Annotated in this window: 27 protein-coding genes; 11 read left to right on the top strand and 16 right to left on the bottom strand. The window is 49.7% G+C overall.

All coding sequences use genetic code 11. The features are described 5' to 3' along the window. Positions 1-5: 5 nt before the first annotated feature. Positions 6-785, top strand: a complete 780-nt coding sequence (locus EO763_RS22850) for a DsbA family protein (protein WP_161530499.1) — start codon at positions 6-8, stop codon at positions 783-785. 761 nt (positions 786-1,546) lie between these two features. Beyond that, positions 1,547-2,125: a hypothetical protein gene (locus EO763_RS22845; RefSeq protein WP_161530498.1), complete on the top strand. Its 579-nt coding sequence runs from the start codon at positions 1,547-1,549 to the stop codon at positions 2,123-2,125. A gap of 69 nt (positions 2,126-2,194) precedes the next feature. On the opposite strand, the gene EO763_RS22840 is transcribed toward EO763_RS22845, so the two are convergent. Further along, positions 2,195-2,401 carry a hypothetical protein gene (locus tag EO763_RS22840; protein WP_161530497.1) on the bottom strand — a complete coding sequence of 69 codons (207 nt, stop codon included), beginning with the start codon at positions 2,399-2,401 and terminating at the stop codon, positions 2,195-2,197. An 888-nt stretch (positions 2,402-3,289) separates the two neighbouring features. Here EO763_RS22840 and EO763_RS22835 point away from each other — a divergent pair. Together EO763_RS22835 and repA are read left to right on the top strand one after the other, a co-directional pair. Continuing rightward, the gene (locus EO763_RS22835; RefSeq protein ID WP_161530496.1) at positions 3,290-3,580 is read left to right on the top strand and encodes a hypothetical protein; all 291 of its coding nucleotides are present in this window, start codon (positions 3,290-3,292) and stop codon (positions 3,578-3,580) included. A gap of 1,338 nt (positions 3,581-4,918) precedes the next feature. Further along, positions 4,919-5,779, top strand: coding sequence for a plasmid replication initiator RepA (gene repA / locus EO763_RS22830; RefSeq protein ID WP_341874938.1), 861 nt, complete (start codon positions 4,919-4,921; stop codon positions 5,777-5,779). Between the two features lie 802 nt (positions 5,780-6,581). Here repA and EO763_RS22825 read toward each other — a convergent pair. Continuing rightward, a complete protein-coding gene (locus EO763_RS22825; protein WP_244322109.1) occupies positions 6,582-7,247 on the bottom strand; it encodes a TraX family protein in 666 nt (221 codons plus the stop codon). Positions 7,248-7,998: 751 nt separating this feature from the next. Here EO763_RS22825 and EO763_RS22820 point away from each other — a divergent pair. Then, on the top strand, positions 7,999-8,475 hold the full coding sequence (locus EO763_RS22820) for a hypothetical protein (protein WP_161530494.1): 477 nt from the start codon (positions 7,999-8,001) through the stop codon (positions 8,473-8,475). A gap of 115 nt (positions 8,476-8,590) precedes the next feature. Beyond that, complete coding sequence (locus tag EO763_RS22815) at positions 8,591-9,064, top strand: hypothetical protein (protein ID WP_161530493.1); 474 nt, start codon at positions 8,591-8,593, stop codon at positions 9,062-9,064. Positions 9,065-9,227: 163 nt separating this feature from the next. On the opposite strand, the gene EO763_RS22810 is transcribed toward EO763_RS22815, so the two are convergent. The 4 genes from EO763_RS22810 to EO763_RS22795 all read right to left on the bottom strand — a co-directional run bounded on the left by EO763_RS22810 (position 9,228) and on the right by EO763_RS22795 (position 11,854). After that, entirely contained in the window at positions 9,228-9,503 is a 276-nt protein-coding gene (locus EO763_RS22810) for a hypothetical protein (RefSeq protein WP_161530492.1), read from the bottom strand. Between the two features lie 467 nt (positions 9,504-9,970). Next, positions 9,971-10,690: a hypothetical protein gene (locus tag EO763_RS23710; protein ID WP_167521871.1), complete on the bottom strand. Its 720-nt coding sequence runs from the start codon at positions 10,688-10,690 to the stop codon at positions 9,971-9,973. Positions 10,691-10,857: 167 nt separating this feature from the next. Beyond that, entirely contained in the window at positions 10,858-11,472 is a 615-nt protein-coding gene (locus EO763_RS22800; protein WP_161530491.1) for a helix-turn-helix domain-containing protein, read from the bottom strand. Next, complete coding sequence (locus EO763_RS22795) at positions 11,462-11,854, bottom strand: hypothetical protein (protein ID WP_161530490.1); 393 nt, start codon at positions 11,852-11,854, stop codon at positions 11,462-11,464. The genes EO763_RS22800 and EO763_RS22795 overlap by 11 nt, the downstream gene beginning before the upstream one ends. Positions 11,855-12,213: 359 nt before the next feature. Here EO763_RS22795 and EO763_RS22790 point away from each other — a divergent pair, with 359 nt between their 5' ends. Next, positions 12,214-12,903, top strand: coding sequence for an RES family NAD+ phosphorylase (locus EO763_RS22790; RefSeq protein WP_161530489.1), 690 nt, complete (start codon positions 12,214-12,216; stop codon positions 12,901-12,903). A gap of 30 nt (positions 12,904-12,933) precedes the next feature. Here the strand turns inward: EO763_RS22790 and EO763_RS22785 are convergent, their stop codons facing one another. Further along, positions 12,934-13,623, bottom strand: coding sequence for a MerR family transcriptional regulator (locus EO763_RS22785; RefSeq protein WP_161530488.1), 690 nt, complete (start codon positions 13,621-13,623; stop codon positions 12,934-12,936). A gap of 264 nt (positions 13,624-13,887) precedes the next feature. Here EO763_RS22785 and EO763_RS22780 point away from each other — a divergent pair, with 264 nt between their 5' ends. The 3 genes from EO763_RS22780 to EO763_RS22770 all read left to right on the top strand — a co-directional run bounded on the left by EO763_RS22780 (position 13,888) and on the right by EO763_RS22770 (position 15,630). Next, on the top strand, positions 13,888-14,700 hold the full coding sequence (locus EO763_RS22780; protein ID WP_161530487.1) for a hypothetical protein: 813 nt from the start codon (positions 13,888-13,890) through the stop codon (positions 14,698-14,700). Positions 14,701-14,754: 54 nt separating this feature from the next. Next, the gene (locus EO763_RS22775) at positions 14,755-15,357 is read left to right on the top strand and encodes a hypothetical protein (protein WP_161530486.1); all 603 of its coding nucleotides are present in this window, start codon (positions 14,755-14,757) and stop codon (positions 15,355-15,357) included. A 93-nt stretch (positions 15,358-15,450) separates the two neighbouring features. Then, a complete protein-coding gene (locus tag EO763_RS22770; protein ID WP_161530485.1) occupies positions 15,451-15,630 on the top strand; it encodes a hypothetical protein in 180 nt (59 codons plus the stop codon). A gap of 111 nt (positions 15,631-15,741) precedes the next feature. On the opposite strand, the gene EO763_RS22765 is transcribed toward EO763_RS22770, so the two are convergent. From EO763_RS22765 to EO763_RS23345, 7 genes are all read right to left on the bottom strand, one after another. After that, positions 15,742-15,987 carry a hypothetical protein gene (locus tag EO763_RS22765; RefSeq protein ID WP_161530484.1) on the bottom strand — a complete coding sequence of 82 codons (246 nt, stop codon included), beginning with the start codon at positions 15,985-15,987 and terminating at the stop codon, positions 15,742-15,744. A gap of 36 nt (positions 15,988-16,023) precedes the next feature. Further along, complete coding sequence (locus tag EO763_RS22760; RefSeq protein WP_161530483.1) at positions 16,024-16,785, bottom strand: 34 kDa antigenic family protein; 762 nt, start codon at positions 16,783-16,785, stop codon at positions 16,024-16,026. A gap of 114 nt (positions 16,786-16,899) precedes the next feature. Further along, the gene (locus EO763_RS22755; protein ID WP_161530482.1) at positions 16,900-17,196 is read right to left on the bottom strand and encodes a hypothetical protein; all 297 of its coding nucleotides are present in this window, start codon (positions 17,194-17,196) and stop codon (positions 16,900-16,902) included. Between the two features lies 1 nt (position 17,197). Further along, positions 17,198-17,473, bottom strand: coding sequence for a hypothetical protein (locus EO763_RS22750; RefSeq protein ID WP_161530481.1), 276 nt, complete (start codon positions 17,471-17,473; stop codon positions 17,198-17,200). Between the two features lie 13 nt (positions 17,474-17,486). Further along, on the bottom strand, positions 17,487-17,999 hold the full coding sequence (locus EO763_RS22745; RefSeq protein WP_161530480.1) for a hypothetical protein: 513 nt from the start codon (positions 17,997-17,999) through the stop codon (positions 17,487-17,489). Beyond that, the gene (locus tag EO763_RS22740) at positions 17,996-18,616 is read right to left on the bottom strand and encodes a DNA-binding protein (RefSeq protein WP_161530479.1); all 621 of its coding nucleotides are present in this window, start codon (positions 18,614-18,616) and stop codon (positions 17,996-17,998) included. Before EO763_RS22740 ends, EO763_RS22745 begins: the two co-directional genes overlap by 4 nt. Next, the gene (locus EO763_RS23345) at positions 18,613-18,831 is read right to left on the bottom strand and encodes a hypothetical protein (protein ID WP_167521869.1); all 219 of its coding nucleotides are present in this window, start codon (positions 18,829-18,831) and stop codon (positions 18,613-18,615) included. The genes EO763_RS22740 and EO763_RS23345 overlap by 4 nt, the downstream gene beginning before the upstream one ends. Positions 18,832-19,053: 222 nt before the next feature. Here EO763_RS23345 and EO763_RS22735 point away from each other — a divergent pair, with 222 nt between their 5' ends. Continuing rightward, a complete protein-coding gene (locus EO763_RS22735; RefSeq protein ID WP_111778949.1) occupies positions 19,054-19,932 on the top strand; it encodes a restriction endonuclease in 879 nt (292 codons plus the stop codon). 41 nt (positions 19,933-19,973) lie between these two features. Here EO763_RS22735 and EO763_RS22730 read toward each other — a convergent pair whose 3' ends face one another. Together EO763_RS22730 and vapB are read right to left on the bottom strand one after the other, a co-directional pair. Further along, entirely contained in the window at positions 19,974-20,390 is a 417-nt protein-coding gene (locus EO763_RS22730; RefSeq protein ID WP_111778950.1) for a type II toxin-antitoxin system VapC family toxin, read from the bottom strand. Then, positions 20,387-20,617 carry a type II toxin-antitoxin system VapB family antitoxin gene (gene vapB, locus EO763_RS22725; protein WP_111778951.1) on the bottom strand — a complete coding sequence of 77 codons (231 nt, stop codon included), beginning with the start codon at positions 20,615-20,617 and terminating at the stop codon, positions 20,387-20,389. Before vapB ends, EO763_RS22730 begins: the two co-directional genes overlap by 4 nt. Positions 20,618-20,685 lie beyond the last annotated feature (68 nt).

Below are 20,685 nucleotides of genomic sequence, written 5' to 3'. Positions count from 1 at the left end.
ACAAGATGAAACACAAGGTAAATCTTATAGCTTTAGTTACAACATACATGATTCTCGGTACCCCGATCCATACATCAGCTCAGGCGATTGAATTCACCCCAGCTCAACAGGAACAAATCGGAAAAATCGCAGCAGAGTACCTGGCGTCACACCCCGAAGTGATTGTTCAGGCAACGCAAAGGCTTCAACAGCAGCAGCAAGAGGTAGAGCAGAAGGTATTTGCGCTAAAAGTCATGGAGCATCAGAAAAGCCTGGTCAGCGATGCAGATACTCCAGTGGCGGGACCAGATAACGCGAAGGTGACTGTTGTACAGTTTTTTGATTACCAATGTGGTTATTGCAGTCGTTTGGCTCCTGTCATGGAGAGCGTTATGGAACAAAACCAAGATGTACGTTTCGTGTTTAAAGACTGGCCTATATTTGCTGGCAAGTGGGTGAACTCGAAGAACGCTGCTATACGTGGACTTGAGGTTTGGAAAGAAAAAGGCCAGAAAGCCTATCTCCTTTTTCACAACAACCTTTTCAAGATTGGCCACATTAATGGGGAGTTGACAGGTAATGATATAGACGCGGCCGCAAATTCTGCCGGCTACAGTGTATCTTCTTCAAACGTGTACGACGAGGTTCTGGAAAGGAATGATCATCTAGCTCAGTCCCTCGGGCTTACAGGGACTCCAGGTGTAATTGTTATGCCTACTGCTAACGCTATGCCTTCTCAGATAACCGTCTTCCCAGGAGTACCGACAAAGCAGCAACTCATGGCTGCTATTCGAAAAGCAGAATAGGTTATAGCTTATTAGATATGAGTGTACGTCTTTTCCTCGCTTTCAGTGTTCTTGCGCTTCCTCGCTTTGACAGACTTCGCTAGTCAAAGACTGCGGCGAGCACTTCACGTTTTTCCGCCTAGGTCGCGTTGGTATCGATCTCGCTACGTAAAATCTGCGAAATTTCACGGGGGAAATGAGGCAATTTTTAAATCTCCGCAAGATGCCGTGTTTTCATCATGATAGGTCAGAGGGAGAAGCGCTGTCATCGACATTAACCCCGCTGGCCGTGAATATCGTTCGGTTAAACTTCCATTATGGGACATTTTACCGAATGTGATGATCGGTGACAGCAACACCGGCGCGGGGAGGATTAGGGCCAGTCCGGGCGGGGCCGTGGCGCCGAAATGGGCGCCCGTTTGGTCGGGTGAGGGGGATTCAAATTGGTTGAATGACTGTCTGCGCCGGTCGCTAATTTTAGCCGCTGGCCAACGTCATCGAGCGCGAACCAGGCACGGCGTTGTTTTCAGGTAAAACAGCAGGTTAGAGTTTATTGTGGCAGTAAATCGCGGCGTGAAAAAAACTGAATGAGAGGGCAGGGCGCGTGGCTCGGTAAACCGCCCGTAAACCCGAATCCGAGTCAATGACCCGCAGACGGGATCAAGTTCCATTCCCTGCCTAGACGCGTTCCCCCTCTGCAATTATATTGACGGGCGGTGACACGCACAGTCGACGTGTCTCCGTGCGCTATTATTTTTTCCATAGGAGCGGTCATGAGTGTAATGAAAAACCCCAATGCGAATAATCAGCATTATGTCAATGATCTTCAACTACTCGTTAATAAGGTCATTCAGGAAGAACAAAAAAGAGAGAAGATGAAACAGGAAATCGGGCAGGCATTCTCGACGCTCGCCGAGATGATCACCGCCGCTGCCGAGAGCATCGGGCTGGATAAAGTCTTAGTGCTGACCGAAAAACCTGTCACGTACCAGTTAACCGGCGATCTGGGCTTCCGTAATGACGCAGAGGCAGGGGTGAGCATTAAGGTAGTGACCATAGAAAGTGACAGGGTGACGTTAACCTTTGCGCCTGATGGGAAGATCACTGTCTCCGATAGCACGATCAAAATTGCTGTACGGGGCATACAAAAACATAGGATGCAGGGCAATACAATGACTGTCAGTGGTGCAGCCGCCCCCTCTAGCCTGAAGGAACTCTATACGCTTACACACAGAAAAAATACGGACTGGAGCCTGCTGATTGGCTATCAGCAATCAGATGCGCCAGCAGAAGAACGCCTGACAGAAGCGGGCATTTTACGCATCCTTTACAGCCTGTTTGCGCAGGATCTCAGTCAGTAATCACCGCTATCACCTGCATTGTATCGCCGTCCTTCAGGGCGGCTTTTTTTGATTCAGTCAGCTGGCCGATCATAAAATTTCGCCGGTGTCATCCAGCTCATCCGTATCAACACTGACGTCTTGAGTGTTGCCACACGCCTTACATTTCACTTCGCCGCTGTAGGTGTATGACGTGGTGTGAGTGCCGGATGAACCATTGGATACACAATCAAGGTCACCCAGACTAAATTCAATAGATCGACCGCATTTTTCATTATCACATGTTGTTGTAGCCATGTTCAGCGCTCCCGGAATAAGGAAAAACAAAACCCCGCGGGGGCGGGGTTTTATCTGGGGTTACCGCCTGAGAAGCGGTTGGGGTATTACTGTTGTGTGGTGAACTTCCTTCTTAGCACCATTATTATAATCCGTTGCTCAAAAATGAGCAAATGCCCTATCGGAATTCGGATATAGCTAATATAATCAGCACCGTGTTAAGAAGATAAAGCCAGTGTTACCGTCTCTTTCAGTTGCCATTGAATTCTCCTTTAATGAACTGAATTAGCAGTAGTGATCCAGTGTTTTGCATCAGAACGGTCGGTAATAAGCGAAAATGTCGTTTTTGTCGAAAGTCAGATGTTGAAATGCAAGCCCTCTGTAACGGGTGAGGCCGACAGCCTGGGCGGTGGCGTGGTGAACTTCCTTCTTAGCAAAAGCGAAGGGCATAACCTGGATGGGCGGAATAGAGGAATAGGGGACTGCTAAGTAGCTACGCACCATAGAGATAGAGGTGCGGGTGATGGTAGAGCTAGCAATAGTGATCCTGAACTTAGTTCTTGCGGTGCTTGAACTAATCAAATGGTTCCTTTAATGGGATCATAAAAAACTCTCGGGTTTTTAGCCGCCTTCGGGCGGTTTTTTTTTGCTGTTCCCTTCCCTTTTCCTGACTGATGACGGCCAGTAGGCCCCAACCAGAGAGCGTCGGACGTGAAAGGACGTTCGCGCAGTTCGGTGAACTACCCGTAAACCCGAATCCCGGCCAGCACACCGCAAGTTACAACAAAAATCGTTTTTCTTACTGCGCCTGATTGTGCTACTAAAAGAAAGGAAGTGCGGTAACGGGCTTCGGGCGAACACTAAAGAAAACATCAGGCTTGAGATAGCCTCACAGGAGTTTCAATGGACATGCGCATACTTAAATCTTCACAGCGCTCCAGGGCGGCGAAGGAGATCAAGGCCCTTAAACGGGCAGAAAAGGCAGGGATAACGATCCCCAAAATTGCAGAAGCCATGCAGGAGCACATGCAAAATCCGAACACCACGGATGGCTTGCGCGAAGCGGCGGGGAGAATTGACCAGATGCTGGATATCGCGGCGGGGAAAACCGTGATATCAGATGCGGTTGATTCGTTATTGAAGCCGTCGCCAGATCCAAGTGGCGGCGGTGCGCCAGTGGGCAACCCTAAGCCAGCATAACCGCCTGATCAGCCGCTCCGAAAGGGGCGGTTTTTTCGTTCCGGCAGACTATCCGTAAACCCGAATCCGGGCGAACGGCCAAAGAAAACCGCCCGGAGGCGGTCAGTCGGCGGCGTCGAACGCTGCCAGCTCCTGGGCAACGTCGGGGAACGCCAGTTGCAGATCCATAAATCGTGGCCCGTCACATTTACAGCCTGTTTGAGCAGGATCTCAGCCTGTAATCACCGTATCACCTGCATTGTATCGCCGTCCTTCGGGGCGGCTTTTTTTTGATTCAGTCAGTTGGCCGATCATATCAGTATCAACACTGACGTCTTTCACTTGCTGTATGCCATTTAAATAATCCCTAATGTTCAGTATTATCAGCCTTCAAAACCAAAATCATACTGACTTCACCATACTCATTCTGAAGCACTAGTATTGCATCAAGAACAGTCTTATCGATACACCTTACGCTGCATGAGCATATGAAACCGATGTGCGACTTCCAGAGGAGGAAGTCGGTGCTACAGGGGAAAGTAGGTATGCGTGTTATCTTGGGCCTAGTGCTCACGTTTGCGATACCCCGTATCATGTCGTCACGACGCGGGAATAGGGGAAGGATCGGTGGTCACGACGCGAAAATCTTCTCGGGGGCTGCCAGTTCGGTAAACTGCTCGTAAACATGAATCACGGCCAGCGACCCAGCACACGCATCTTGCAGAGGCGGTTTAGTTCTCGTAGCAGCATAGCTCTCGCACCGTGACGGTATAGTTACGTCGAGGATAAATACGCCGAAAACCACAACCGGCTAATAACATAAAAAAGGGGACGATCTGTAGGCGAAAAAATTAGGGAAATAACGGGGCGGAATTTATTCTCCGACATATGCCAGAAATGTCGTTCTATCTAGTGTTGTAATTTTCTTAAAAATGAGTGGTTCATCACGGTTTTTTTTGATCTGGATTTATTTTTTTACCGACCGTTTATTCTCTACACAGTTGCAGTAGATAAAAAGCAGGTAAAGCGGTAGACTCAAAAACTGTGTGAAGCCTGTGGTGAGGCATTTCACTGAAAGTTTTACCTTTTTTAGAATATTCATCTAAAACGGGTGTTTCTTGTCCGATAATGCGACCGGATGAGGAAAAGAAAACGTGGATAGGGCGTATCCATAAAACGCCCAGGGAATGGATTAGGCTATATTGCCAGATCCAGAATGCAAAAACCCCCCGAAATCTGTACCAGTTCTTGGCGGAGCAGTCAGATATCAGGGGGTCCAAAAGCAGGCGCGTGCCTGTGAAGGATTATAACGCATGTATTTCATAACACAACACCCGGCCGCCATAAGTAAAGGCGAGGGTGAATAAAAATTGTAATTTCTTATCAAGACAGTGCTATGTGGTTAATCCTATGCCGGTTTTTTCTCGGCCTGAACACCATAAGCACAACTTACCCGCGTACAGTAAACGACTCTTAAAGCGCCTTTCTGAGCGTGACGTTTCACGCTGGGCTGGGTTTTACTGCACTAATGCTTATCATCATAAGACGCATGAACGTATCGTTCGCCAGCGTCACTTCAATAAACACCGTGCTCGTGCCATGAATGCACTCGTTCAGGCGATGGTTTACCACCTGAACATAGTTAGTGGTGTCATTCCTGTAGGATTTACTACATTGGCCCGTGAAGCCGGATTATCAACGACCTCTGCAGCTGGGAACGAATCAATTACACGTGCTACCAGAGCCGCTCATGATCTTGCTGCCTACGGGATCATTAACTACAAGCTTGTTTGGGACAAAGTTACGCGCCAGTATTTTCCTGCTGACATTGAAGTCACTGAACTTTTCTTTGATATGGTTGGTTGTGGGGCTGAAGCATGGCATAAAGCACGGAACCAGCAGCTCGCATGGATCAATCAGGGCTTGGTTAAGAAAGGTGAAAAACCGATTTCGCTAACTGAAGCCAGGCGCCGGCAGAAAGACAAACTCATGCAGGTTACGTGGCAGAAGCGTAAAACTGAGCAGGATATTCGCCGGAAGCAGAAGATGGCCAGACTTGCAGAACGCAAGAGTGACACAGATTTGCGCCATATGATCTCCTGTCAGATCCAAGATGAGATGAGACAAGGGCAGCATGAGGGGCTAACTCTTGATGGCTTCCGTAAGCTTGTTAATCAGCGCCTGCACTGGATACACACAGTAGCCAAACCACTCGAATAGTATTCCACCTATTTTTAATCCGCTTCGCTGCGGAGGTCTCCTTGCGTCTGCAGAACGTAAGTGCTCGTTTTCTAATCAGCAACTCGTGATTTTAGCGACATAGCGGGATCCTTTTTTCGCCAAAGTGATCCTTTGTCATCAGTTATCCACATATAAATGCAAATGGAATATTTTTTTATATGCAATCAGAACGTTAAATGCGTAGTGACTTATAAAGATCATCTACAGATAAATTAAACTTAAGAGCTCACGCTCTGTGAATATGTCTTCGCTTGCAGCGGCCTACGGCCACGCCGCTCAGTATATATGTACCTCCCACCGTAAACGGTGGGCCCCAAAGACCCGTAGCCATCAGCCCCACTAAAGCGCCCCCGAACCCCGGCGAAAGCCGGGGTACAGAGACGCTTAAATGGATGTTGTAACTATAAATACCGAGTCGCTTTGAGTAGAAGTTGCGGCAATATCCGTATACACGCTCGTAAGCGCCCTAACGGGACGCTAACGCGGAGATACGCCCTGTCTACGGCTTTGCCTTGACAGGACCACTCCGACCGCGCAATGAGGCTCCTGAGTAGCGTTAAGCGGGTTTGGCTTTGCAGGGTGAAGGGCTCGATAGGCGAATCCTATCGGCATAGGGCGGCTACGCCGCGTTACCGGCGACACCCACCATTGATGGTATTTATAAGATTATTTGTCGCCTGCATGCGCTACGCGCATAACCCCCAAAGCGACTTACTGAGCGAATTAATATCACGTTCTTTCTTGCGATCAGGAGCAATACTTTTACCGAGACTTATTACTCTCAAAAGCATTTTGCCAAGATGCAAAGAATCAATAAATGCCCTGAGTATGCCCAGTAAAAGAACCCGCCTGGCATGAATCTCTCTGGCGTAAAAGAAGAAAGGTGCTGTGCTACTGGGATTGTTAATGTTGATAGTAAAACAGTTGGGAGTATGGCCAATAGAATAACGTCGGCTGGCCGTGAGCCTATATAGGTGATGCCATTCAGCGTAAGGAGTGACGCGGCAATGCAAATCAATACGTACTTTAGATATCTTTGGCCATATGAGAAGTATGCCGCTAGAGACGTTGCGAGAACGATACCCTGGACGCCGTAGCTCGCTGGCGTGAGCGGTACAAGCATGAGAAGTAGTAGGAGTACTCCAGCAAATGTGCCTTTTACTCCAAACTTGGCTCTCAATGCTAGCAGCTGCGTCACACCGGCGAAAATGAATAATATGTTCATTGAGTACACAGGGTATTGCTCGATGAAGGTCATTGTGAAGATGGGTTGTGTTAGTATCGACCAGGCCCAAAGCCGGTTTGCACGTTTTTGTAATCGGGCTGGGTTTCTGTTTACATTGATTGCCCATATGAAAGTGAACAGCGGGAACGCTATTCTTCCCAAGGAATATAGTTCCGGGATCTGTGGTTTGAGGAACAATGTGTTGACGTGATCCAGGATCATTGCCAATAAGGCGAATAGTTTTATCAGGTCCAACGTCCCTGGGTTTATTTGATTCAATTTTAACTGGAGGTTGATTGTCATTATTTATCTCTTGCTCATGACGGCATGCTGTGATTATGTAGTTTTGTAACCAGCTCCAAAATAATTTCCCACTGCACCCTAGGATTTTTATCTTCGCTTTTTCAAGTATTTTCTTTACTGCAAATTCTGATTTGTCGCGAAGGATAAACATTGCTTTTGTTTTGTCTTTATTTGCAAGTGCGATAGTTAATGTATGAAATGTGTTCATTATAGTCTCCTTTTTCTGTTATTATTAATCGGCTAATTAATAATTTAGTTTAGGAGATTGTTGTTTTTTTTAGTTAAAAAACCATTCTGTTTATAGAATTAAAAATCATATTATTAACATTTAATTATACTTATGCGTTTCCTTAATATCAATTCACGGAGTTCTTAAACTTAAGGTTTTATTGACAACGAAGAGGGTTGAATTTTAAAAAAGTGATGTATAATGGTTTGTCTTCGATGAACTATCATTTGGGATAAATATTGATCGAACTTGGTACTGTCCTGCTTAGCAGGGTATGGTGCATCAACGGTATTAGTTATGCCTGTAACCTTAGGTTTCATATATGTTTTTGGTGATAATCTCATTGAATAATGAAAAATTTACATTTCAATCTTTTTACACGATCAAGATAGATGGTTAAACGTTCTAATTACTCTGTATTTATTTTTATGGGACTAAGATATGGAAAATAAAAAACAAGAAGTTAATTTCGCAGTTACTGATTTAGATATTTCCTCAAGTTTAGTTAAAGAAGTAAAGAAAAATTCTTCATTCAACGTGTTGGTGGGGATAATGAATTCATTAGGAACTTCATACTTGGTATCTAGTGGATGTTACGTTCTTATTGGTGTTTCTAATGTTTATTTATTTTATGTTTTATTATTTATTTGTTTCATTGTATCTCTATTTTATTTCCTTGAGAAGGAAAATAGGGAGTTGACAGAAAAAGAAATAGAATGTTTATATAGTTGTAGTGATAATTACAGGGAGGCTCTTTTTAAATATATAAAAGATAAAAACAATGGATTTCTACTAACGTGGGTTGTGATAAGTGAGTTTAATAAGCACTGCATTAAAAATATAAATGTTAATAACAAAAAAATTAATATTGATGAGCACGAAAAAAAACTTATTAAAATACTAAATATAAAGATTTAGATTAATACATATAGGTTTTAGCTAAATTAAAATATAAGAATGAGAAAATGCGTAAAACGAAAAAGCAATGAAATTGAAATAATATTAATATCTATAACCGCTAGCGGAGGTAATAATGGTTGTTAACAAGAGTAATAAACTTAGAGAATTGCAAAAAATAGGAACCATACTAAGTTGGATTGAGTCAGGTAGAACCAGGCCGCTAGAAAGAATGCCTTTTATTATTTTTATATCAATACTATCCGTGTCATTTATTACATCTATAAATTTTCGAATAGGAATATCTAATAACATTTTAATTATTTTGTTTTTGTGTTTATCTTTAGCAACTTTGGGGTATTACATTACTTATCGTTTTATTAAAGATCGTGAAACTTGGGTAAGTCAACTTTTCTTTATATTATGTAAGTACGAACCGAATGATAGATTAGGTTTTATAACTTTACAAAATGCAATTAGAGATTCCTTAGAAAGAAATGCAAACATTAACTATGAAGAAATACGAGAATGGCAGCGTCACGAGGTAGAATTGATCATAAAGGAACCTATTGAAAGAAACGTGGATAATTTTATATCTAAACAATTGTGAATGTGTAGTAGGGTCAGTTTAGAAATAGAGCATAATTGTACGGTAAGGCTGTTTTTAAACAGCCCCTGTAGCAATAGGGGTACTCCCATGCTATACGGTGTTTTCAGGGCGTTTAGCCTTATTCGGATAACCTCAATGCGATAATTCGTAACCGCGACGGGGTTTATTTGTCTTCAGATAACTTTCCATGCGCTCTCAGCCACTCGCGGCGATTTGCCAGCCACTGTTGAAACTCCTGGGTATTCTCGACTCGCTGCACTTCCTTCTGCGTCCACGCCATTATAGGACCTGCCTGTTGAGGCTTTCCGAGGAACTGAGATATTGCTTTATCAGTCCAGTATCGTGCTTTCAGTCCACTTTTGCTGATCCAGTGATCGTGCCATTGAGCGCTGGCTCTGGCGCGTGAATCGGCAGCGTTGTAATACAGCCTTACCGTCATTTATCACTCCGATACTCTCAATAGGGTTCCGTGTATGCTTGATCGTAACGTGGATGTAACTTATGAACTTATTAACCACCACAGGTGATTTAACATAATTAACGTTATAAGAACCTTTTTAACAATTAAATCAATGATATAGGAATGCGCGTTTTTCTGGATTTCTGGCTGTATAGAAATGTCCGCATGCTAGATGGCATCATTTTCTGTCCAAGTGTCTGTAAAAATCAGTGGTCGCTACATAAAAAAACTAGATTAGCTTTTCGGATGGTTGAGTAATGTCAGCGCAAATCTTGCAGCATCAGCTTCGCTGAAATGACCCAATTGGTAAGGTCCAGCCTGGCAGTCATCACAATACCAGCCATTCAGGATGAAAGTTTCAGACGTAGGATCAGGATTGCTTAGTCGGTGAAACATATTATCACGGCCACAAGATGGGCAACTTGGTAAGTTAATTATCATAGTTTTCACCGAAGCGTCTGAGTTAGCTGACGTGCTATCATCGTCCCAGCCAGGCTGATGTTCAGACTCGTCATGTTGCAACGCAGCGTGGTAAGCATCTCTGTGCTGCTGCAGATCACGTACGGTAACAGACAACCGCGATAGGCCTGCGACGTGACGATCGTCAGCTGTGCGGCCGCGTCAGTTAGCGTGCCAATGCCTGCATTGACGTCTTGCTCGATAGCCTGAATATAAGTCGGTGAGCCGGCGATAACGAACCCGTCTGCGGGGTGCTGCCGCATCAGCATAGCCAGTGAGGAACACCGCCCGGGCAGCAATGGCTTTTGTGTCAGCTGTTCCCAGACTACTGCGGGGGAATGAGGCATGTCTTTGAACGTCGCTTCATACGGTACGGCCGGATCGGCGCTGTGCCGTAGCCCCAGACCTGCAGAAATCACCCACAACTCCAGCTGAGAAAACTGTTGTGCCAGGACAATGGCTTTTCCCCAGTGAACCCCGCAATACAGTGCAGCTGTCGGACGAACGCCGCCGCCCGTTGCATAGGCCGTCTGCACTTTTTGACGCCAGATCGTCATCGCCTCGTCTATCGGTAATGTTTCATAAGGAAATATCACGTCACCGGCGGGCGCGGTTTTGCCTTTACTGCAGGTGGTGATCAAATGTAGCCTGCGGGTTTGAGTGGCTTCGCGTTCAGCCTGGGGGGATTTCAGGGATAACCGAGCCATATCAGCACCTCCTGAGCTGTATAAATGTCACGATCGCCAAGGTCATCAAAAAACTCTTTCGTATCGGTTATTCCGTGTCGGGCCAGCTCAACCAGAGCTCTTGTGCGTGATATAGCGGTATTTTCAGCAGATTCAAAATAGTCACGTATACAGTCTGTCATTGCCTTTTACTCCCTTCCTGTCTGGCCATATTGAGGTGCGTTATTTACCTGAACCTGCACTGGCATGCCGGCATCGTGACAGGCCTGATAAGCCACGGCTACCTGGAGTGCATCGCCTTCAATCACCGTGCGATGGCCGTTTGCGTGCCAGAGCTGCAGGCAGGTGCCGCCGTCGAGTCGTATAACAAAATCCCCCCGCCACGCCTGGTATACTTTGCCGTTCAGGGTGACGTCGTGCTCGAGGCGTTCCCTCTCTTCCGGCCGCATCGGCAGTACGCGAACCTCTGCCGCACGCTGGCGCGCGATTTCTGCTTGCTGCTCAGCGATCAGCAGCGGTAGTGCCATCTCACGGCCAGCATCCGTCAGTTCTAAAGCCAGCTGTTGATTTGAAGCCCGCAGCCGGCGCAACCATCCGGCGGCTTCCATTCGTCGGCAGGAGTCGCGCAGACTGGGGCCGTAGACGGGTCGATCTCGCCCTGCTGCCAGCATGTCTTCCAGGTCACGGGAGCGAAGTGGCTCCGAGAGGCGCGCATTGTGCGCGGCGAGCACGACCAGAATATCGCGTTGCAGCGGTGACGGACGGCGCGGAGCGCGCTTAATTCGGTTGTTGCTAGCTGGCATAGTGTAGATTGCTTCCTGCTGTCGCTGCGGCAGGCACTGTCGTACGTAGCGCATTAGCCGTTCTGACACCAATACGAAAGACCATCATGGTGTTACCCAGCATAGGCTGCGTGGTACTGGCAAACTCGCCGCTATCGGTAATATGGCCGTATTTCACCTTACAGCGCTTAATAGCATATTCATTGTAGGCATCTTCGGTGTTCCAGTGCCTTTGCTGCGTAGCACTCAGCTCATGCCATTGCACATAGAGCGTATCGCAATAGCCATCCGGCATATCGCAAATACGGATCCAGGACGGATGGGTTTTGCACCAGTTCGCCGCCGCTTCACTGGCTAATTCTGCTCCGGATCGCGTTCCTGCCACCTTCGTAACCTCCTCCATGATGGGCTCCTTCTGGTTATTGGTGAATGATAATTGAGTCATGGATAATTATCGTATTAGATATGATAATTTGTATATTGATAAATATCATATCTGATACGATTTTGTTTTTATCTGTCATTATCATATCGGGTATGAAATATAACCGATTGAGTATTAACGTACTTCCTTCTGTCGGTTTACCCCAGAGAACGTTGGTCACTCGCTAGATTAATTTTTCTAATCAGTTATTCTCATGCTGCCCGCGCACACATTGGTGGGTAACGCGTCTGTCCGGGCTTCCGGCAGATAAAAACACAACACTCAGGAGATTAGGCCTATGGCTTATATTTTTCCGGTAATAAAAGGCAGGTTGAATAATGAAAACCAAATCAGGGGTCGCCCAAAACGATGAAGTAAATCAACGCACTGAAAATTCTGATATTCCAGAAATGAGTGAAATTGACAAGGCAGCTTGCGAGAAGATCCAACAGATGCCGGACGCAACGCTACACCAAGCCGCGATAGTCATTAGCGGACGACCGGAAACGTTTCGGCTTCAGCCGGGTGAACATGGCGGAAGCAATGTCTTTTTCAATCGTGACGGGCATGACCGCCGTTACAGCCTCTCTGACGGGATGAACGGCTCGATGTACTTGGCCGATTCTCCTCTCACGGCGATGAAGGAAGTGTTTCAGGGTATAAAAGGCCTAAAAGAGTCGGACCTCGCGAGATATTATATGGGGACCGTTGTGATTGAAAAAGACATCAAGGTTGTAGACGTGACTGCACTTGTCCGTCACAGCTCGCTGACGCTGCATGAGGTAACGACTGCAGACCGACGCGTGACTCAGTTTTTAGCCCAAAAAATTCATGCAGCAGGGTTTGATGGAATGGCATTTCTGTCAAATGTGGCCGGGGAACGATGCCTTGTCATCTGGCATCATGACCCGTCAGGTCAGGGGATGGCCACTACCCGAAGCCAGACCTGTCTCACCGATTTTGAAATCGATGGTCAGGAAGCAGCAGATATTCTGGTGTACCAGTTGGGTATTCCTGTTGATGAATAAGTAACACAAAAAGGGGGATCCCCCCTTTTCTTATGCGGCATCCTGCGTACCGTAGAGACGAACCAGCCGATCAAGCTCAGCCCATTGATCCTTTGTCGGGTTGTTCCTGAGCAATTCTGCCACGGTAAACGATCGCCCTGCTGGCGTGAGGCCATCGAGGACGGTATTACGATTTTCGGTGAAAAACGAATACTGCATTCTGTCACTGAAGTGCTGTAATTTAGGCAACAGCTCAGCGATCCCCCGCAGAATCCCTTTTTCAGACACCGCTTCATTCTCGGTGAACTGGAACACGGGATAGTAAAACTCACCGTCAATGTCTAGCGCGAGTAACCGGTGCGCCTCCCTCCAGGTTTTGACGGTCGTCTTGGTTTTACCAAGTATCTCCGCCGCCTGGGCAGAATTGTATACGCCGCCGTCTTGTTCCAGCGTTTTCAGAAACAGGGCTTTACTGTGCAACCTCCGCTGTTGGCGGCGTTTTTCCTTGGTCATCCCACTGACGGCACGGCTCTTCAGGTATTGCAGCAGGACATCCACAGCAAAAAGCTCATCGGTCTCGGCCATGCTGGCCGGATCGATGGGGGTCGTACCCGCGCGAATGTTATCTGCCACTATCTGCACAATATTTTGCAGGCGCTGAGCGGGGATCCCGTTATCCTGATGGTGATATTTGGCGGAGGCGCGATCGTCGGCCTGTTGTTTTTGCGCTGTCGTCGTCATAAATCCCTCCTGAGTTTTCGATTTCATGGTTACAAGATAGTGTAAATCGAAAACCTGTGCAACTTTTATCCGGATTTCTTAATGTGAATGCCTAAAAGGGCTTTCCAGTTGACGCTCGGTGCAATGGTGCAGTATTGCCGAGGGGAATAAGATCGGCACACCGAACCGGTAACGCAGGCGGGGATAAAAAATCACGGCTACGTTACCGACACGCACCGCGCTGACGGCGATAATCAGGAACGTAACCCACTCAGGATAGACACGATGACAAAGATCACGACCGCAGCCGACGTTATTAACCTGTTGAATACGTATCGCGACGAGTTGAAGGCGTCGGAAACCTGGATGTCGACCTGGCCGGTGCTTGACCGGTTTCTCGTCCGCGAGGCGGAAATGCGGCCGGTATGGGAGAACATTGCGCGCCAGACGTTAAACGGGGAGCAATGTCATGAACTGCTGTTCCAGCTGAGCTGCGCAGGCGCTTTTGGAACACCCGAGCATGCCTTGCAGCTGAAGGACGATGTGCAGCAGCTGGGACAGCTTAACGATGATATTCAGCAGTACGCTGATACACTGGCCCAGATGCTGGCAGCGCGCGAGGCGATCCTGGATCGCAACAGTTTCGGTGTAGAGCGCATGACACACATTGTTGAGCTGATGGATGCGGCTGGTGAGAGCAATGGCAACTATACCGGCTGGTTGCGCGATCGTCTCGATGCCCTGTGCGGACAGTTTGACGGAAAATACTGGCCTACACTGCAGGAGATTCTGGCTGAGGTCGGCAGGGAACGTCCGCAAATTGGCTTTATGTCGGCCAGCGATGAAGCCATTGTGAACGGCAGAGGTAAAACGGTCCCGGACTACCTGCGTGAACTGTTCAACTGCATCGAGAACGTCAGAGAAAGTCACTGGGGATTGCCCGCTGGTTTCAAACTGACGGACAGCAATCTGGCCACGCTGGCCATGGTGTCGCTGGATCTGCCTGATGTGGTGACGACTGAACAAATTAAGACACGCCGGACACACTTCTACAAGGCAGGACTGCGGGGTGCCTGGGCATCCCCTTCTGCGCGGTAATGCGCCGAATCAGAGGCATCGTGTCTGTGAGAACACGGGATAAAGGAGTACAGATTGTCAGACATCACTTTTAAGCAGGCAATTGAATGTTGGCTGGCTGCTGAGCAGGACACATCGCCGTATCGCTACACTGACGCGGAATTGTCGGCCCTGATAGGGCTCCCACCTGAGACATGGCCCACGGCCGCTCTGGTCGCTATCAACTGGGATCTGACGGTGGCAGGACAATGCCATACGATTGATCCGCCTGAACCACGGGTACTACAGCCGATAGAATGCGAACCCCAGATACTGGTGTTGGGCAAAACCACGTTTGCAGAGTGCGATCCGCTGATGCTGCCCGAATTCCGGCGTGAAGCGGATCAGTTGTGGACTGAACTGGATAGCCGCAAGCTGGCACGCGCGATCGCCCACATTGGCCACGGTTGGCCACTGTCTCCGGTTCATCTTGGTGCGCATGAGTTCGGCGGGCTGTTTCTTGGCGGCGGTAACCATCGTTATGAGGTGGTGAAATATGCGGGGATCCCGGAATTCTACTTTCTGGCTGATGAGGAGGATGTGGCGGACATCGATTCCCAACTGCGGGTCCTCTGGCTAACGCCATCCGGTCAGACTGGCGAACCGGCCCGCGAATGCGCGGTAACGGAAGGAAAATGAAAGGCTGATGCTGTTCCCCTCCCCCATTTCTTGGGCATAACGCCGGTCGTGATGCCAGGCTGGCATACCAAACACAGAAATGAGGTGATCGACATGAGCACGAAAAATAAAATCTGGACACTCTGGCAAACCCGGAATAAAGAGCAGCGTACCCGCGAGGAGGTGATATATCTTGCCGATGAAGCCTGGGCGATCGGACTGCGCCTTTCCCGTAATCAAAACACGCATTATCAGATGGTGATGGATTTGGTGCGATTTACGCTCAGGGACTGAGATCCTCATTCACCGCATGACAGGTTGATGAGGCGAATGTAGCGATCATCTCCCCTCAGCCGCAGAGCGTCTGGTTAACGCTCTGCGGTGTTTTCTTTCTCGAGGTGCTGCCTACGCAGGCTGACGTAATTGATGCACCACATAACGCAGGTTGGTGTAACACCAGTAACAAATCACGGCAAACACCAGACCTAAAATGAGTGCGGCTCCCCCTTCGTTCCCGCCGTCATACAAGACAAAGCAGCCCAGTGGCAGGCTAATCAGTGAAAAGGTGCCAGAAAGCAGGCCTGCCGTTGTAAATAACGGTAATCCCAGGAGGTACAGCACGTTCATAATATCAGTGTCAGATTTCATCATGACTCATAGTCTCCGCGTCGAGTGAAGGCGCGTACATCACTTTTTCACCGAAAAAAGTTCTCCGATAGCAGGATGTTGGGAGAACATATCCTTATGGGTGCTGACCATGAGATCGAACTGCGCCTTCACCACCTCAAACAACCCGCAGGCCTCAACCATGTCCTTTACATACAACTCGCGAGCCAGTTGCTGGCTATGTAGCGGTGAGTCCGTAGACGGATAAAGTTTTCGCGTTTCCTGCGTGTTTTTTAATCTCTTCAGGATTTCTGCTGCCGCGTCCGATGCCTTCATATACGCGTGATCAAGCGTCTTGAAGCGATCATAAAACGCATCGGCTTCACACAGACCATAAGTGCCCAGCTGAATACGAACCTGGTTCATCGCGTCCTGCCGTGCGGTGTGCTGCCGGATGGCCTGCTCCAGCGCCGGTATTAATTGCTCGATGGTCGCAGTGGAATCGCCCATGCTTCTTCTGTCTACCTGGTGGCAAATATACCTGACAGGAAGTTCGACATCTCTCAGGATACTGTTTTCGGGGCCGAGGCAGATGTAATGCTCATTCACCAGAGTGATGGCCAGTTTATAACCTTCCTGCGTGGTCATCTGAGGAAGCCATTTTCTTGCCGTCAGTAATGCCCCGACCGCGGCAAAGGCCATTACGGCATTGAACAGCATCGAAAGCCAGGCTGCGACATCACTGTTCTTCACGGCCTGACCCGATAGGGTCAGCAGCAGTATCAACACAAATCCCACTGCCGCAATGGCATAGAGTCTGCGTTCTCCCTTACTCAACTTCATGGCATGTCCTTTTCCGATAACGTAAATGCGGCGCGCGCGGCGCCGTTCTGCAGGAAAGCTGACGGATTCTTGTTGCTGGGGCGTGAGCTATCCAGGAAGGCCATTTTGGCCTCTTCATCGTTCGCCGAACGTGTGTAACTGGTAACAAAACAGCAGGGCGCTGAGTAACGCCGTCGCCAGAAACACCCAGCCCATCATCGGGGTATCGATCAGTGCGACCGCGCCGTCCATTGTCCCTGCCAGGCTGTTGGCCTCACCGGCCAGATTTTTCACTCCCTTCGCAGCCAGCACCAGGGCGGCCATCAGGCAGGTGCCGAGCAGCGCCATGCGGATCAGTACGGCGCCGAGGAGCAGGAACAGGCACACCGCCATGCCAAAAACACTCAGGATAAAGTCAATCACCATCATCATGTTAAATCGTCTCCACGCTGACCAGCCGGTGATAGGTGCTGCGGACTTGTATTATCTTCCCCTGTACCCTGAGCCGGACACGATCTCCGGGCAGCAGGAAGGCGAGGCATTCAGCCAGCGTGATGTCGTCTGTCGCCACCCGGATCCACGCCTCCTGTTCGCTGAAGCGCACCCCAAAAAAAACGACCTCGGACACGCTGGTCATCACCGGGGCGGTGCGTATTATCGTTCCCTCAAACACGCTTTTCACCCCCATCATTCTGTTCATTACACCCATACGCTCTCCTGTGTTAGCGGTTCGGCAGCGACGGGGCCAGCAGACTGTCTGCCGTGGTCCGCAGCCATGCATAGAGCGCACTGCCGTCCTCCGTTCCCGAATTCAGCTGAATGCCGCGACATGTCACGTCCCCGCCGTAGTGTTTTATTCTTCTCAGCAGCGTACCCACGTCACCGGTTTTGTCCTCAATCACCACCCGAGTGTTGTATTCCTCAAACTGGTTGAGGGTGAGATCGATGTACCCGTCGCCCAGCTTCACGATCACGTGGGATTGGATGGTCGAACTGAATTCCTGCCGGAAATCGTCTGTCGTCTGCATATGCACGATGAGCGGCTGCAGGCTCGGATCGCTGTCGTGCAGGTACTGCGCCAGAAAGTTGCTGGCCAGCTCGCAGCAGCCGTGCGGAAAGGCATTCAGCTCCGAACGCCAGCGACCCATTGCAAAGCATTCGTGCGAGCGGGTGTCGGCAGCCAGCACCAGGGCGTTGCGGAAAGCGTGGATACGGCGCTTTATCGCGTCATTCATGCTTTCACCTTCCCGCCGTGCTGGGCGGAACGGGCCAGTCCCAGCAGCTCGCTCTGCAACGTGCGGGTTTCCTCGCGGGCGGCCTTCAGCTCCGCTTTGGTGTCCTTCAGCTGGGCGGCCTGATGCTCACCGGTGGCGGTCAGCCTGGCCACCTGTTCGCGCAGCGGCAGGGCTTCCGCGCGCAGCTCGCGCACCTCGTCCAGCAACCGGTCACGCTCGGTCACCACTTCCCGCAGCACCGCCAGTTCGCTGTCCAGCTGCGCCACGCGGGCCAGTGCCTCGTCGCGCTGGGTATCCGCCTGCGCAATGTCGGCATCGGCCTGATCGCGCTGGGCGGCCATGTCTGCCTCGGCCTGCTGGCAGGCGGTCTGCCACAGTAACCCCAGTTGGCCCTGCAGCAGCTGCAGCAGCGCGGGCGGCAGCGGGCGTGCCGGTTCGCCGGCCTGCTCGCGCAGCCGCGTCCGGAAGGCGCGCATCACCGGCGAGATATGGGACAGCGAGCCGCCGCCCAGGTGCTGGCGTACCTGCTCGTTGGTTGGGTTGGGGGTGCCGGCCGCGATGAGGGCCGCCGCAGCGTCCTCGATACGGCGGACCATCTCAGGGGCGGGGAGGGTCATGGCAACTGCTCCTTTATCTGGTGTTGGGCGCTCTGGCGGGCGCGGTGCTTGCTGGCGCGACGGGCGGCGTCAAAGCCGTTGCCCTTGCGGTAGCCGCGGGAACGGCACAGCGAGCAGGTGCAGCCGTCGGCGGACCAGAACTGGCCATAGGGTTTCATCGTGTCGCACTCCTGCGTCGGGGGAATACGCCCAGTATAGTACAGTGCACAGTACATGGATACAGTACAATACAAATAATACACACAATACAGATAATACAATACATACATGATGTACATACAATACTGGTATTATTGATAATACAGGGGATGTCCGGTTTCCGGCGGGCAGATCCGGTTTCTGGCAAAGCCGGAACACGCAGACGCCGGCACCTGGACACTTACTCTGTACCACTTGCTATTTCATACCGTTATACTGTGAAAAAACAGGAGGCTGGCGTGAAACTGAAAATGCAGGATCTGAGACTGTTTAATCTCGTGTTTGAGAGCGATCCTGGCTGGATATTGGATTTCTCTAACCGCACGTTGTCGGCTTTTTTTGATGAAGAATTGAACATTGATATCGATGATGAATGTTATCAGGAGGAGGGAACATCAAAAGCCAAACGTGTCAGATGCCTGCTTAAACAGGTGGATCGTGAGACCGCCCTGCAGGTGCTTGGTGCCCTCTGGCAGTATAAAACGGAGTCCATGCCTGAGCTGGCTGAACAAAGCCGTAATGACTATCTCGCATTGCTTTCCCGTCTGGAAAACACGGACGCTGATACAGCCAAAGGCGTTAAACCCGTCCAGGTATGGCATGGGATCGACTGGCCTTCACTGATAGCCGAAATGAACGAGATGAAAACACTGGCCCCCCATCCACGGGGTTTCCGGTTTGAAAGCTGGCTGGCTGAACTGTTCAGTACATTTAAGCTTGCTCCCCGTTCGTCTTTTCGAAACACGGGCGAACAGATTGATGGCAGCTTTCGGCTGAATGATGAATTCTATCTAATGGAGGCGAAGTGGCATCAGAATAAGACGCCAGCTGCAGATCTTCATGTCTTTGAAGGTAAACTCAGTACCAAGGCTACATGGACACGAGGCGTGTTTATCAGCTGGATGGGTTTTACTGCGGAAGGTCTGACAGCCTTCGGTAAAGGGAAACGGGTTATCTGTGTCAGTGGGTATGATCTTTATCATTCATTGAGTAATGGGATCGCATTGCCCGACCTTCTGGAAGCAAAACTCCGGCACGCAGCTGAAACGGGTGAGCCTTATGCGGAATTTGATCGTCTTTACACCCTCAAAAATAAATTATCCGGCACGCTGCAATAACCTACCGGGAGATTTCAGATATAATCCATTAAACCAGTGATTTACCTTACCCAGTCTTCCAGCTCCAGACCGGGCACCCGCGCAAACTCTCTTGTATTATTCGTCACCAGCACGGCACCGGCGGCGATGGCATGCCCGGCAATCGCCGTGTCGTTCGGGCCGATCGGTCTGCCTGTCTGCCGCAGTGTGACCCGGATGTCTGTGGTGGCGTCGACCGCGGCGCGGTCCCAGGGCAGGATGGCATCGAGACGGGCACAGAACGCGTCAACCAATTCGATATGGCGCGGCGAGGCCTTCGGACCGGTGGCGCCGAAGCGCATTTCGGCATAAGTGATGGCCGAAACCACGATGCGTTGGCTGCGCAATACCGCTTGCGCTAGACGTTTCAGTACGGCTTCTGGCTGCTCACGCATAATGAATGAGCAGATACAGGTGTCGAGCATATAAGTTTTGTTCACAGGTCAAATCGTCCTTCATCGCTGACAACGACCTCCCGCTCTGCCATAAAGTCCGGATCGGCCTTCTCAAGCTCAGCGAACGAGCCCCAGGTCGGTCGGACGGGGCGCAGGATGATGCTGTCACCTTCCCGGACGATCTCCAGCTCACTGACGCCCTCAAAATCCAGATCGCGGGGCAGGCGGATGGCACGGTTATTGCCGTTTTTGAAAATGGATACGGTTCGCATGTTGTCCTCCTGGTTCGATGGCCTCATGGCCCTATGCATATGCTAAGTATAGGTGAAGTCAGTGCATA

Source organism: Pectobacterium odoriferum (assembly GCF_009931295.1).
In the GTDB taxonomy this organism is placed as follows: Bacteria; Pseudomonadota; Gammaproteobacteria; order Enterobacterales; family Enterobacteriaceae; genus Pectobacterium; species Pectobacterium odoriferum.
This window is presented reverse-complemented; position numbering and strand designations above follow the sequence as displayed.

Excerpts from the sequence above, each read along its gene's own strand:
- EO763_RS22850 (WP_161530499.1), top strand. The coding sequence starts at position 6 with ATGAAACACAAGGTAAATCTTATAGCTTTAGTTACAACATACATGATT.
- EO763_RS22845 (WP_161530498.1), top strand. The coding sequence starts at position 1,547 with ATGAAAAACCCCAATGCGAATAATCAGCATTATGTCAATGATCTTCAA.
- EO763_RS22840 (WP_161530497.1), bottom strand. The coding sequence starts at position 2,401 with ATGGCTACAACAACATGTGATAATGAAAAATGCGGTCGATCTATTGAA.
- EO763_RS22835 (WP_161530496.1), top strand. The coding sequence starts at position 3,290 with ATGCGCATACTTAAATCTTCACAGCGCTCCAGGGCGGCGAAGGAGATC.
- EO763_RS22825 (WP_244322109.1), bottom strand. The coding sequence starts at position 7,247 with ATGATCCTGGATCACGTCAACACATTGTTCCTCAAACCACAGATCCCG.
- EO763_RS22820 (WP_161530494.1), top strand. The coding sequence starts at position 7,999 with ATGGAAAATAAAAAACAAGAAGTTAATTTCGCAGTTACTGATTTAGAT.
- EO763_RS22815 (WP_161530493.1), top strand. The coding sequence starts at position 8,591 with ATGGTTGTTAACAAGAGTAATAAACTTAGAGAATTGCAAAAAATAGGA.
- EO763_RS22810 (WP_161530492.1), bottom strand. The coding sequence starts at position 9,503 with ATGACGGTAAGGCTGTATTACAACGCTGCCGATTCACGCGCCAGAGCC.
- EO763_RS23710 (WP_167521871.1), bottom strand. The coding sequence starts at position 10,690 with ATGGCTCGGTTATCCCTGAAATCCCCCCAGGCTGAACGCGAAGCCACT.
- EO763_RS22800 (WP_161530491.1), bottom strand. The coding sequence starts at position 11,472 with ATGCCAGCTAGCAACAACCGAATTAAGCGCGCTCCGCGCCGTCCGTCA.
- EO763_RS22795 (WP_161530490.1), bottom strand. The coding sequence starts at position 11,854 with ATGGAGGAGGTTACGAAGGTGGCAGGAACGCGATCCGGAGCAGAATTA.
- EO763_RS22790 (WP_161530489.1), top strand. The coding sequence starts at position 12,214 with ATGAAAACCAAATCAGGGGTCGCCCAAAACGATGAAGTAAATCAACGC.
- EO763_RS22785 (WP_161530488.1), bottom strand. The coding sequence starts at position 13,623 with ATGACGACGACAGCGCAAAAACAACAGGCCGACGATCGCGCCTCCGCC.
- EO763_RS22780 (WP_161530487.1), top strand. The coding sequence starts at position 13,888 with ATGACAAAGATCACGACCGCAGCCGACGTTATTAACCTGTTGAATACG.
- EO763_RS22770 (WP_161530485.1), top strand. The coding sequence starts at position 15,451 with ATGAGCACGAAAAATAAAATCTGGACACTCTGGCAAACCCGGAATAAA.
- EO763_RS22765 (WP_161530484.1), bottom strand. The coding sequence starts at position 15,987 with ATGATGAAATCTGACACTGATATTATGAACGTGCTGTACCTCCTGGGA.
- EO763_RS22760 (WP_161530483.1), bottom strand. The coding sequence starts at position 16,785 with ATGAAGTTGAGTAAGGGAGAACGCAGACTCTATGCCATTGCGGCAGTG.
- EO763_RS22755 (WP_161530482.1), bottom strand. The coding sequence starts at position 17,196 with ATGATGATGGTGATTGACTTTATCCTGAGTGTTTTTGGCATGGCGGTG.
- EO763_RS22750 (WP_161530481.1), bottom strand. The coding sequence starts at position 17,473 with ATGGGTGTAATGAACAGAATGATGGGGGTGAAAAGCGTGTTTGAGGGA.
- EO763_RS22745 (WP_161530480.1), bottom strand. The coding sequence starts at position 17,999 with ATGAATGACGCGATAAAGCGCCGTATCCACGCTTTCCGCAACGCCCTG.
- EO763_RS22740 (WP_161530479.1), bottom strand. The coding sequence starts at position 18,616 with ATGACCCTCCCCGCCCCTGAGATGGTCCGCCGTATCGAGGACGCTGCG.
- EO763_RS23345 (WP_167521869.1), bottom strand. The coding sequence starts at position 18,831 with ATGTACTGTGCACTGTACTATACTGGGCGTATTCCCCCGACGCAGGAG.
- vapB (WP_111778951.1), bottom strand. The coding sequence starts at position 20,617 with ATGCGAACCGTATCCATTTTCAAAAACGGCAATAACCGTGCCATCCGC.